The following is a 13,558-nucleotide window of genomic DNA, read 5'->3' as shown; positions in this document are numbered from 1 at the left end:
GTTTTAATTTTTTAATCAATAGGATCAAATTGTAGATAGTCCATTGTGATTAATTTACCATCTAAAGACAATACTCTAAATGTGTGCGATGTAGTTTCAGGGAAATCTACTGTTCCAATCACCTGTGTACGTTTAGCATCCGCCGAGGTATTTGAAATTACCAGTCGTGGATGTATTTCTTGGTTATCTATTATGAACGAACATATTCCAGTATTGGATGTTGCTCTAGGACTTGGCCATACATAAGTCAACCTGTATTTACCTTTTATAATGGTTGGTGTTTGCATTTGAATCCATCCCGATTCACCTAAGGTGACTCTAAAGTGATCGTAATTCCTTACACCCGAGTAATATATACCATCTGCAGATCTTGCATTACGGTAAATCAATACATCTGATTTAGTTTCGGGTACAGATTGCCACACAATGCTAGATAATTCATTTGCAGAAAATGTCTTGTTATACTGCGAACCTAACGATCCGTTTTGAAAGGATGTAACATTTGCTGCAACTTCCGGATTGTTCGTAAATTCCCAAATTACCATTACTCTCTCTGGTACAAAAACTGGCATCCAATTATCTACTTCGTGCAAAACACCATTCTTTGCAATAATATTCGTCTTAATAATATTAATATGTTGTGAGGTAGTAGCATCCGGATTAATAATTAATGAAGCATTACCTTCAGATATTTGCATCAACTCATTTGTCGCTAATGTTTCCATATTCATCGTGGTTGTACCAGTAGGAAATTTTCCCAAATCAGAATAGGATTTCATCATAGGCAAAATATGATAAGCGGTGTATTTATAAACAGGATTGTTTTGTTCTTTATAGTCAGCACCTACAGTACTTCCAACTTTTTGAACCAAATCCTCAAATGATCTTATACCTTGTTGTAAATAAACTTCATTTGGCACAACGAAAGTCGTATACCTAAATCGCTGCTGGTAAGGTTTACCAAACTCATCTACAGCCTCTACGTATATTTGGTCCAATACTTGATCTAAGCCAGTCGCTTTTACAGCTTGTTCGAAAATGCTGTATCTTGAATCGCTAAGTTTTTTAAATATTGAGGCAGTGAGTGGTTCTAACACTTCATCAATACTATGTATAATACCGTTAGTCGCCTGAATATCAAACCTATTAAATCTTGACACACCATTGAGATATATTGATTCGAGTCCACCCTCTCTAAAGTCAATAAATAAATTATCATTTGTACTCGTTAAATTATCTATAGCTCCACTCTGAAATTGTGCTAGATCAACTTTTACATTAGGAATAAGGTGATACTTAACTAAGTAATTAGCGTCTTCTTTTGATAATTGATCCACAGAAGTAATATTCAATTTAGCTAAGTATTTCTCGACACCTGAATTTATCGGGGCAAAAAATGTATAGGTAGTGTTTAAATTTAAAGTGCTAAAAAGTTCAGCTTTACGAAGTACATCTATCCACATGGAATATTTATTGTCAGGATCTTCCTGAAGCAATAATGCGATAGGTTTTTCTTCAAATGCCATGTAAGTCTTATCCTCATACGCATCTTTACATGAGAAAAAGAAAATTATATTTAGTAACAATAAAACAAAGTGAAATGATCGGATGTTATTTCTTATTCTTTCCATAATTATCGTTAATTAAGTGGTGCATAGTATGGATTCTGTTCTAACAATGTGTTGTATCGAATTTCATCCTGATGAATTGGGAGATAATGAGCGTTTTCATTCAACAATATTGATCGAATTACAGGAGCTGATCCTCCAGATATTCCTTGCAAAACCTCTGTTATTAGGTATTCTTTATACTCGTATGAATTTCTCTTAGCAATTCTTAATAAATCATACCATCTCTTACCTTCTCCAACGAATTCTTTTGCTCGCTCTTGAAGCACCATATCCAACATATCGATTTGAGATTCGCTAATAGCTAATGGCCTAGATATCTGCGCTCGCGTACGAATATCATTTATCAATTCCATCGCTGCTGGATAGGAGCTTTGCCCCTTCATAATCAACGCCTCTGCTTTCATTAAATAAATATCTGCCATACGATAAATGATCCAATTTTGATCACTCTGAGGCCTAGCTATTGTAGTGCCTCCTTCTGCACCAATATATTTCCACAATTTGTAATCTGAGTTCGAATAAGAAGCTCCTGCACCGCGGACATCTTCAAGATTTTCTTGAAATAAACGGACGCCATATTGAGAAATTATCCAATTATTGGAACTACCAAATATTGACAAGAAATTGTTCGTTTGATTTTTTGTAAAATCAAATTGTACTTCGAAAATGCTTTCATTTGAATTCCCTGGATTAAACATCGTGAACCAATTATTTTTTCCATTCACTACTCCCTGAATCAGACCAACTCTGCCCGATTCTAACACATTGTTACAAGCAATAATTGCCTTATCATATTCTTCCATCCACAAATAGACATCTGCTAATAATGCTTGTATGGAATTAGAAGTAGATCTTCCTTTAGTTTCCCATACTGTTGGCCACGTATCTTTACTATTTTGTGCAGCTATAGATAAATCAGCTATGATTTGTGCATATATTTCTTCTTGGGATGATTTAGCTTTCTCGTACCTCTGCGAATCATTCATATAGGGCTCAGTAATTAGTGGTACTTCTCCAAAATTTCTTACTAAGTAGAAATAGCTTAATGCTCTTAAATAATAAGCTTCTGATTGAAAGGATTGCATTACCGCAACATTAAATGAAGGATCACGGTCTACAACATCTGGAGCATATTTAATGACCATATTAGAATAATTAATGATCTCATAAAAAGAATCCCACTTAACTAATGTATTTGAAGGTAACAGTGTCAAATTCTTAAACATGACTAAATCATTGTTAAAAAATCCACCAAGGGACAACATATTTCCACGTGCTTCTCCCCAAACCAACATAGTATTTACAGACTTTTGTAAACTAACGTATGCTGAGCCCAATACTGCTTCCACCTCCTCCTTGGTGGTCCAGTATTTATCTGTAATCTGTTCATTTGGCGGTAATACATCTAACCATTTATTGCACGATGTAGTGATTAATACCAACATTGACACGCACATATAGAGTAGTTTTTTCATATCTTAAACTTTAAAAATTTGCTAAAATTCCAAATGCGAATGTTCTAGGTCTAGGTGTATTCGCATTATCTCTACTTAGCATATAGATATTACTTGACAATGAGACCTCTGGATCTTGACCTGAATAGTTCGTCCATGTATATAAATCTTGTATTGTACCAAATACATCAAATTTTGTAACTCCTATACGTTGGATGAATGATTGAGGTAAAGAATAACGCAATGAAACTTGTTTCAATCTGACAAACGAAGCATCCTCAACAAATCTGTCGGAACCTAAATAATTATAGCCTTGGCCATACAGGGCTCTTGGAATATCAGTTTGGTCGCCCTCATGTCTCCATCTACGCAGAACGGCTGTACTCTGGTTGGAATTTCCATACATATTTTCTGTCTCAATGCGTGTTTGATTAACAACCTTTTGACCGAATCTACCATGCAAGAAGGTATTCAGTGTAAATGCTTTATACCGAATATCAATTCCACCACCTGTTGTAAATAATGGCATCGCATTTCCTAGGTAAACAATATCATACTGATTGATGATACCATTACCATCCATATCTTGATATTTTGCATCTCCCGCATATACTTTACGATTACCGTTTTGCACATGGACAGGCTGTCCATCTAAGTCATGGATAATATTATTTTCCATATCGCGTGCAAAGGTTTCTTGCTCATTTTGGTATACACCTAAATATTTATAACCATAAAATGAGCCTAAAGGATTTCCTTCAACAACTTTTGAAGCGTAGTTTCCATTACCGAAATTGTAGTTTTCGAACTGTAAGTTTTCTGGTAATTCAAGAATTTCATTTTGATTACGTGAGAAGTTTAGATTTGCACTCAATTTGAAATCCTTGGCACGAATTAAATCTCCTCTAAATATCAGTTCCCAACCTTTGTTAACCATTTTTCCTGAATTGAAAAATCTCATTGATCCGAATCCAGTAGAAGAAGGTAAGGTTATATCATTCTGTAATAAATCCGATGTTAAGCGATTGTATATTTCCCCCATCACATGCAAACGATCTTTAAAGAATGATAATTCAACACCAATATCCGTTTGTGTCACAGTTTCCCATTTCAAATTATCCAATTGGATACGTGTAGGTCGGATAGCTGTCATATCCATGTATCCAGGTACAATAGGCTGAAAAACTCCTAAGTAAGCAAAAGAACCCGACGGCGAATTGCCACTTTGTCCCCAACTGAATCTTAATTTAGCCATGTCTAAGAAAGAGAATTGCTTCATAAAATCTTCTTCCCCTAACTGCCAAGCCACACCAAAAGCAGGAAATCCTTTCCATCTATGTTGCTTTGAAATATTAGTATTCGCTTCCCATCGGTAGATAGCATTTAAAATATATTTATCCTTTAAACCATAATACAAACTCGTAATCGTACCAGCACTACGGCTCAATGAATTGCCAGACCCCATAGCAACTACTGCCGAGCCTACTGTCGGATCACTTAATGATTCTGAAGCATTACCTGAAGTCTCTGAACTATAACTAAAAGATCTAGACTCATTGGTTTGGAAAATTTGAGTCCCTATGATATTATGAATTTGATTGTATGTTTTGTTGAAGATGAATTTATTTTCTGTATTCAATGTAAGTCCATCAGAAATTAAATCAGAACCTCTGTTAAAAAATGGATCTGTCCAGATTACCCCAGTCACAGATTGTGGTAGAAATTTATTATTCTTATTTAATTTGGTTAAAAAGCCTACAGTTCCGATATAACGTAACCAAGGTTGAATCTCGTAAGTTCCCCTGAAATTAACTCTGCCTTGCTCTTCTGAGGTTTCATTAACAGATTCGTTGACCATTGCCACGGGGTTATACATTTTATTATCCGCGAATGATCCTTGGAAGTTTATCCTTGGAGTAAAATATTGATCTGTATAATTTCCATCCTCATCAATCACAAACGGACTCATATTTGGCATCTTACGCATAGCCATTCCACGTGGAGCTGCTACGCCCGAACCTGTCCAATTGCTATTTCTAGATGCTCTAGAATAATTCATATCCGCATTGATATTAAATTTGTTTGAGAACTTATAGTTAACACTAATCAATGCACTATAGCGCTGACTCTTCATTCCTTTCGTCGTCCCAACATCGTTTAAATATCCTAATGACACACGATATATTGCTTTATCACCCCCCCCACTAATCGCTAGTGAATTGTCCTCAACATGCCCCAATTGCGTCACTTTATCTAACCAATTTGTGTTTTGATTGTATTCATTAAAGTAGTTCCAGTCTGGATCATATTTTATTTCATTTGTATTATACAGCATATTGAGATAGGATGTTGCATTTTTAAATCCTAAATCATTAACTGTGTTCCATAGCGCATCTTGTACCATTGATACATATTGCCCTCCATCGAGCATAGGAATAGTTTCCGCTTCTTTGCGCAGGTTCAATTTTGAAGAAAAAGAGAATTGTGTTTTTCCACGGCGTCCCTTCTTTGTCGTAAATAATAAAACACCGTTAGCTCCTCTAGAACCCCAAATTGCTGTTGCAGCCGCATCCTTTAAAACTTCTATAGATTCTATATCGTTCGGTGAAATATTTATCAATGCACCAAAATCCTCATCATTAGCTGTCGAGAAGTTAAAATCATCAGCTATAGTCGTTGGATATGGAACACCATCTACCACAATTAATGGTTCAGAGTTAGCATTCAATGAAGTCGTACCTCGAATACGAATAGAACTCCTAGCCCCTGGATCAGCACTAGTTATGATATCCACATTTGCTAATCGTCCTTGCAATCCACTCTCTATTGAAGTGACAGTCATGCTCTCTAACTGTTTCATTTCAAATCGTTCTGTTGCAGTGACCTGATTTTTATAACTAATTCCCATATCATTACGAGTCTTAGCTGCCTCGGAGACTATGGATACTTCTTCAATACTTTGATGATCTTCTTGGAGTGTAATTGATATTGTTTGCTGCCCACTGTAAGGTATACGTATTGATTTATAGCCAATACAAGCTATTACGATTGTCAATTTATCCTCAACAGGTAACTCAATGTTATATTGGCCTTGGTTATCTGTAGATGCACCTTTCAAATTTCTATTATCTTTATTTTCGACGAAAACAGATGCACCTACCAATGGCGCATTTTTTTCACCTCTTACAATACCTGATAACACTTTTGATTTTTGAGCAAATGCAGCACTGGATATACATAAAAATGATAGTAATATAATTATATGTAGCTTCATTTAATTTTTGTTATAATGGTTAATAATCTGATGCCTTATTTTTTAAGTAATCCAGAGATTTTGTATACAGCACCATCACTAAATAACTTAGGCAGTTCATCTGAAACTCGAATTATCGTTCCATCAGTATCTACTAATTCTAAGTGTGTAGATTTGTCTTTTAATTCTAATTTTCTATATGAATTATATCCTATTAGTTTGGCTGTATTCCATTTACCTTGAACCCCAAAGCCTGCAAATGGATAATCCGATAATGAGTTATCTGGGACTGACACAAAATATGATTTTAGGTATTCAGCGAGTTCAGTATTAGAAGATGGAATAGCACCTGAACTAATTCCTGTTAATACCGTTTGATTGTCGGGAGCAAACAAAATGAACCTATTTCCAAACATGAAAGGTAAAGTACGACCTACCTCTAAGTGTCCTACACGAGCCAACAATTTTGCAAACTCGGAAAATTGCCTCAAAGGATTGTTAATTGTTTCAGCTCCAGGGATAGTACTTTTAATAGTTCGAGCGTCAGATTGAAACGCTAACGAAGGCTCATAGGCATTTCCATTATACCAATTTCCGTTCAAACGTATAACACCATGTTCTGAATTTTCAGTATTATAGTTGGTCGATGAATACAAATTCCCTCCGAATGTATAGACATAAGAAAATGGGTTACGTGTACGAAAAACCTTTGTAGTATTTAAGTTATCAACCTTACCATATATAATATGTTCCGATACTAAAATCTCTTGTTGACGAGTAGAAAGAGGAACCAATATACCATTTTCATTTTCTACCATTATGTTTTCGTCACCATACACTAAAGGATTTCCTTCAGACCAAAAAAGATAGCTCTCACCTACAATTGTATTTTTAAGTGTTTCATCAGAAGGTATTAAGAGCGTAAACTCAATGTTTTTGCTTGATAAAACCTGGTATAAATCAGTATTCACAAGCATATGCATAAACATTCTATATTTAGGATTCACAAAAACAGGACCTGTTACACTATTGAACATGTCTGGAACAAGTACTTTATTGAGACCATAATAAACTCCATTGGATCCAATAGCTTTATCTTGCACATCCAAATTAGGATTAAATACTATAGGCGTGCCATATGAAGATTTGATATTTTCATTCTTACCTATTTCAGAAGGAAACACGATATTACCTTGATACACGTGATTATACATAATCAATGAAAGTGGTAATAAATCAACTTCCAAAAGTGAGTTGTAATAAGGCGAAAAATATGTCTGATACAAACTCTGTAGTGCTGCGTTATTAGGTGCAAATACATTATATGCACGATAGGTGAGTTGACCTAAATTAGCATAATCCGGCATCCCAGACTCACCATTATATGACCACTCAGATGCTATAGGGGGCAAAACTCCATGATTCACAATGAATAATGAGTCTCCAGCTGCTGCATAATTTAATGTTGTCTGTTCATCATACCAAAATGTTTTAAACATATCATATATTCTTATGAAATCACTATACTTATCATTTTTAGCTATCTCTTTATACACGGTATTCAATGGTTGAATAACTTGATCCACTAGATATACATACCCATTATCTGCTGGAATGGCATACTCACTTACCCCCGCATTACTCACATTAAATCCTTGACCACCTTTCCACGACCCAGTGCCATAGAAATATTCGTAATTAGATACGGCTTCAATACCTTTAGTTGTAAAATGCTGCTGTGAAAAAACAGGCAGGAATCTGTCTTTGTGAAATACTTTTTTCAATCTTCCATCGGTAAAATCGGTTTCTAAGCTAATAGAATCACTACTTCGTGATCGATGCTTATAATAAAGCCCCGCTAAAAGAGGTTCATAACCTTCACTACCCTCAGGTTGATAATTTTGTAATCTCGTCTTACCATATGCATAATAAATTAGATGATAACCTATCAATTTCTTCAATTCATTTTGGTGAATTTGAGAAATCGATGTTATGTTTTTCTCTTTGAAATAAGCTATAAAAGCCTCATCATTGGGCGCAAAAACTGTTGTAATCGTTTTACCGTCAAGAACATCTTTAAATCCTGTCTTTTCTATTCCCTCTAAAAAAATGCTATAATTTCCCTTTTCTCGAAGTATCTCAAAAGCATTTCCTCTTAGCCAATCTGGACGCTCATAATGACTTATTATCTCCTTCTTAGCACAGGAACTAATCACTACTAATAAAGAAAGATATAATATAAAAACTAATCTATTTTTCATTTTAATTTCTTTTTGTTTTAATAAATGTCATAATTAGAAAATTCAATAATAGACTAGGCAGTGTCGGTTTGTGTTATCACGATCATATTTTATAGTTTTAGTTAGTTAATTCGAATTAATATTATTCCCAAGTGTGTTTAAGTAGACTTCTATATTTAAATATCCTTTGTTTTTATTATTCGTACTCAATAACAAAGCGTCAGTAGAATCATTTGGATTGAGTTTTAATATTTTTTCCCAATCATCTGGGATACCATCGTTATCTGTATCTTTCAATGAATCAGCAGGTCTATAGTTTCCTAATCCCCCATTTGACAATTTCAATTCACTTTCTTCATGCAATAATTGCCCTTCTTTACCCAACGATATAAGCTCATTAATCATTAATTGATCTACCTCATCTCGATTAGGTAAAGTTGCTCCAACATTATTCACAACATATGAATAAGCCTCTGCTGCGGATAAAGCATGATTAATACTGGGGTATTCATTGAACTCATTTTTAAGTTTAAAATTTTTAGGTTCTAATCCAGGATAAAATGCTGCAGTACTCTTTATCAATTTCCCATTCAACTTACCATCATAATTATTATCAAAATAATTTCCGCCTTCGAATAGATCAAAGTACGAATTACCTCTTGAGAAAGGCGTGGTTATTGACTTAGGAGTTGATGGTCCAGCTATAAAATAATTATTTAAAATAACTGCTTTAGATTCTGACTGAGAATCTGCCAAGATATATCCATTCGCAGAAATTTGATGATTCAAATTAGTACGATTAGCATTACCAAAATTATACACCACATTATTCACAAACTCAGTGTAACCTTTTACTTTTGGATTACGTGTTTTGTTACTTATATATAAACTTTTAAGAATAGAGACTTTACCAGAAGACTGAATTAAACTTCCCGCAGAATGATTATAAAAATGTAAACCTTGTCCTATGATACAATTCTGAAGTGTTATTCGATCAATTTCTGGACCTTTTTTATCCCAATTCACAGAAAAAACTTCATCTAAGCCCCAACTAAATGATAGGTGATCAAGCATAATATCGTGACCATTAGAAATTCCTGAAGCATCTTCATTCTTACTTGCATCACCATTTTTCCCTAATCTTATTCTTAAATATCGTGCTATAGTATGATTTGCACCGCTAAAAGATACTGTTCTACCATATAAAACAACGCCATCTCCAGGAGCGGTATGCCCGGCTATTGTCAAATTAGATGCTACTGTTAATTTGGTTTTCAAATAAATGATTCCCGAAACTTTAAAAAGCACAAAGCGGCCAGGTTTACTTACCGCATCTCTAAAAGAACCTTCGCCTGAATCATTCAAATTTGTTACAAAATAAATCGATGGATTAGAATGCCCTCGAGCACCTTTAGCAAATCTGCCAAAACCTTCAGCTTGAGGAAAAGCGAGAATATTCTCTTGAGCGTATGCATTGGTAATAAAAATTAACAATACAATAACAGCCCAAGAACTTTTACGTACTTGATAAATTAAATTGCTCATAATTTTGGCTTATATTAGAAGTATACGAAATACTTCTATCTGGTTATTTAAATATCAGAATTATTAGGAATATAACTGCCCTGCTCTATCCTGTTATGAAGGCAATTCTTTTATTGTACTAAAATAGAATCCTATGAATAGAATTTTATTTTAGCACAATAATTTATTTGATTAATTTGAAGATTTCTGTTCCGGCTAATAGGACACATCCTAATCCGTAATCTTCAAAATCAGGTTGTTTTTCAATAGTTACAGGTTGTCCATCCTTAGGTTCTTTTCCGGTGGATTGCACATATCCTAAAAACCCATTGGGTTGAAGCGACTCATTTACAATCGCCTTCCAACCCTTTTCTATCGCAGGCCTATAAATTTTAGCATCTAAATAGCCGTTGTTGACGCCCCATGCCATACCATATACAAATAATGCGGTTCCAGAAGCTTCCTTACCTCCATAGTGATCTGGATCATGTAAACTTACATTCCAAAATCCATCAGAACGTTGTAATGGAATGAGTGCCTCTGACATTTTTATAAAATCATCTAAATATTCTCCATAATGTGGATCCGTTTTTGGCAATTCTTGTAATACCAATGCTAAAGCAGCTATCACCCACCCGTTACCTCGAGACCAATAACAATCTTCACCATTAGGTTCTTGATAAGGTGGAACAAAATCCTTATCTCTCCACCACAATTGATCTTTTGGATTCCACAATCCACCTCCTTCTACATACTTACAATGATGATACATTTTGTACATGTAGTCGAAATATTTTGTATCATTGAAAGTCACACCTAATTTTACAAAAATTGGCATTGCCATTTGTATAGCATCAATCCATGTCCAATCGTTAAAACGACCACTATTGATAACAGAATCAATATTCTTTTTAATAGCATCAATTCGTTCAGGCTTTGGATCAATACGGTATAAATCAATGTAGGTCATACCACAGTTCTGATTATCTGCATGACGAGTATATACCTCTCCTCGCACAGGTTTCCAATTATGCTTTTCACCCCATTCCACAGCATAATCATAGTAACGCTTTTGTTTATCAATTTTGTAGAAGGCCATCAAACCTTCATAATAAACCCCTCTCGTCCATATATTAGCAGGCCTTTCTTTATTCGTCACAATAGTCTTAACCGGATCAGGCCATTTTGCCATAAAATAATCATTTGCTGTGCGCAAATCTTTAATCACAGCTTGCTGAGTCGTAAAATTCTGAGCAGACAATGTCAATGCACTACAGCCTAGACTTATGAATAATAATATGTTTTTCATATTCATTATGGCATCTTTTTAAATCCTTCTTTTTTAATCTTCCAAGTATCATCCTTTGGAAATCCAGGAGCATTAGAATCAGAACTATCCCAACCTTCAAGCATCATAGCCACTGTTGTCAATACACCACCATTTCCGGGTAGGTATATTCTCAATCTATCGTCTTGATAATTATGTCCATTTTTAAGATATGTATTGGTTTTAATATCCATAAAAAGAGCATCCAACGCTTTATTTGGAAGACCTAATCTTGCGGCATTCATCGCTGTCATTGGAAAATCCCATCCCCATGTTTCATTCCATAACCACCTATCCCACACTGTATCCAAGGTGTTTTTCATTATACTCTTATCTAACTTTGGAGACTCAGGCACCATTCCCAAGGCACCAAGAACTGAAGGATGATCTGTCATCCATTTTTCAAATGTGTAAGAGTCCTTGGCTGTCTCGGTAGAAAGATATACGTTATCTTGTATAGGTAGGGGTGCTAACTTTGTTATAACATCATCCCACTTTTTATCTCTTGGTTCTCCAAGGCGCTCCTTCCATTGTTGCGCCACACGTAAGGCCCAATCCCAATATGCAACTTCATAAGGAGGATTTTTGGTCTCTGCCGCTCTGAAGACCTCTTGTGAAGGAATCAGTCCATATCCTAAATCATATTGATTTTTTTCTTTATTATAGTACGTAAAGTCTACCATAAATTCTGCTGTCTCATGAATTAAGGATTTGTATTTATTTAAGACTTCAGTATTTGGATTATGTCGGTATAGGAGCTCCGCCATATAGATCAAATGAGGTTGCTGCCAAATTAAAAATGCCGCAACTGAAGAAGGACTTTCATCCCCGTCATTACTTGTCATCTTAATCCAGCGCACTCCTTTATACCCTTGACGTTCAGCTAATTTCTTAGCTTTTTCAAATGTTCTGAAATAATAATCCAATGTCCCTTCCATCAACTCGGGTCTACCCCACAGTGCGAAGTGAACCCCATGCCACCAATGCATCTCAGTATGAGGTTTACCGAACCAACTATTAAATGTTAACCCTGTCTCCTGTGGTGGGTTATCCCCCAAACACTGAACTCGTGTTAAGTATTGCGATAAGACAACTCTTCGTTCTAGCTCATGCGCTCTAGGATCTGTACTTCCTTCAAAATCAACAGCAGCCCCAGATTGCCAATACTTATTCCACGCAACAGTACTTTCTTTTGCAGCTTCATTATACAACCCATTATTATCAAATTTATTCTCATCACTAAATTCAAATGAAAAATCGAAAGTTGAATTTGATGAAGATGGTTCTACGACAAAATAATGAGACTTTGCTTCCGTGATATTAGCTTTTGAAAATTTCAAAGACGTGAAATATTCAGAACCTTGCAAAGTATGCTTTAACACGGCATTGGATTTACTTTGTGTTACTACAGTTGAGGTATGTAAATCATCATTTGTATAATTTGCTCCTTCATCCAAAAACACTCCTGTAGGATACGGATAACGTATGAATAATTTTATACGGTTCTGTGCCAACAATTTTGATTCTATCTTAACCCCTATTTTATCGAGTTTTTGATAAGAAGCTGTCTGTACTTTAACTGGTACACCTTCAATCTCAAATGAGCTAGTAATAATACCAGACCAAAGATCTAACCTTTGTGCTATGTTAGCTATATCATTTACTTCTGCACGTCTACCATCCTTTAAATACAATTCAAGACCTACATTCCCCATCTGTAAGCGATGTGGATTTGCCCTAAAATAATCCGTAGCTTCTTTTTGACGGCCTTCTTCTTTATGCTGAATACTGTATAACGCATTTCTACCTTCATTATTAAAATCATATGATTTTAATGTTTCCTCAAACTTATAATTATTAGGGTTTTTAAAACTGTCCCATGCCCATTCTGATTGCGTGCCCAACGAAACCCCTGGTCTATAATGCTCTGGAAAAGATTGCATTCCAGTCACATCCACAGTATAGGCAAATGTTCCATTTCCGACTGTCAATGAGTTCAAAATATCTACTTTAGTATTAAAAACATTATGACGTTGGACAACTTTTTTACGGTCAATTTTGGAGACTTGAAAAGATTGCAATAACAGCAAAGCTATTGCTAGTTTAATTAATTGGTATATTTTCATGGC

At 35.1% G+C, this 13,558-nt stretch carries 7 protein-coding genes; all 7 read right to left on the bottom strand.

What is annotated here, in order from left to right; all coding sequences use genetic code 11:
* Positions 1-11 precede the first annotated feature (11 nt).
* Positions 12-1,631 (bottom strand): fasciclin domain-containing protein, encoded by a 1,620-nt coding sequence (locus GOQ16_RS00385; RefSeq protein WP_160066824.1) that lies wholly within the window; start codon positions 1,629-1,631, stop codon positions 12-14.
* Between the two features lie 8 nt (positions 1,632-1,639).
* Positions 1,640-3,106: a RagB/SusD family nutrient uptake outer membrane protein gene (locus GOQ16_RS00380; protein WP_160066822.1), complete on the bottom strand. Its 1,467-nt coding sequence runs from the start codon at positions 3,104-3,106 to the stop codon at positions 1,640-1,642.
* 10 nt (positions 3,107-3,116) lie between these two features.
* Positions 3,117-6,359 (bottom strand): SusC/RagA family TonB-linked outer membrane protein, encoded by a 3,243-nt coding sequence (locus GOQ16_RS00375; RefSeq protein WP_160066820.1) that lies wholly within the window; start codon positions 6,357-6,359, stop codon positions 3,117-3,119.
* Between the two features lie 35 nt (positions 6,360-6,394).
* Entirely contained in the window at positions 6,395-8,599 is a 2,205-nt protein-coding gene (locus tag GOQ16_RS00370; RefSeq protein WP_160066818.1) for a fasciclin domain-containing protein, read from the bottom strand.
* A gap of 105 nt (positions 8,600-8,704) precedes the next feature.
* Positions 8,705-10,123, bottom strand: coding sequence for a hypothetical protein (locus GOQ16_RS00365; protein WP_160066816.1), 1,419 nt, complete (start codon positions 10,121-10,123; stop codon positions 8,705-8,707).
* Positions 10,124-10,286: 163 nt separating this feature from the next.
* The gene (locus GOQ16_RS00360; protein WP_160066814.1) at positions 10,287-11,411 is read right to left on the bottom strand and encodes a glycoside hydrolase family 88/105 protein; all 1,125 of its coding nucleotides are present in this window, start codon (positions 11,409-11,411) and stop codon (positions 10,287-10,289) included.
* A gap of 5 nt (positions 11,412-11,416) precedes the next feature.
* On the bottom strand, positions 11,417-13,555 hold the full coding sequence (locus GOQ16_RS00355) for a hypothetical protein (protein WP_160066812.1): 2,139 nt from the start codon (positions 13,553-13,555) through the stop codon (positions 11,417-11,419).
* Between the last annotated feature and the right edge of the window lie 3 nt (positions 13,556-13,558).

The sequence above is a fragment of the Sphingobacterium bovisgrunnientis genome (assembly GCF_009829085.1).
Lineage (GTDB): Bacteria > Bacteroidota > Bacteroidia > Sphingobacteriales > Sphingobacteriaceae > Sphingobacterium > Sphingobacterium bovisgrunnientis.
Note: the sequence above shows the minus strand (reverse complement) of the source record. Positions and strands in the feature narration are given on the sequence as shown.

What these genes read in the sequence shown, in the direction of transcription:
- GOQ16_RS00385 (WP_160066824.1), bottom strand. Translation starts at nt 1,631, where the DNA reads ATGGAAAGAATAAGAAATAACATCCGATCATTTCACTTTGTTTTATTG.
- GOQ16_RS00380 (WP_160066822.1), bottom strand. Translation starts at nt 3,106, where the DNA reads ATGAAAAAACTACTCTATATGTGCGTGTCAATGTTGGTATTAATCACT.
- GOQ16_RS00375 (WP_160066820.1), bottom strand. Translation starts at nt 6,359, where the DNA reads ATGAAGCTACATATAATTATATTACTATCATTTTTATGTATATCCAGT.
- GOQ16_RS00370 (WP_160066818.1), bottom strand. Translation starts at nt 8,599, where the DNA reads ATGAAAAATAGATTAGTTTTTATATTATATCTTTCTTTATTAGTAGTG.
- GOQ16_RS00365 (WP_160066816.1), bottom strand. Translation starts at nt 10,123, where the DNA reads ATGAGCAATTTAATTTATCAAGTACGTAAAAGTTCTTGGGCTGTTATT.
- GOQ16_RS00360 (WP_160066814.1), bottom strand. Translation starts at nt 11,411, where the DNA reads ATGAAAAACATATTATTATTCATAAGTCTAGGCTGTAGTGCATTGACA.
- GOQ16_RS00355 (WP_160066812.1), bottom strand. Translation starts at nt 13,555, where the DNA reads ATGAAAATATACCAATTAATTAAACTAGCAATAGCTTTGCTGTTATTG.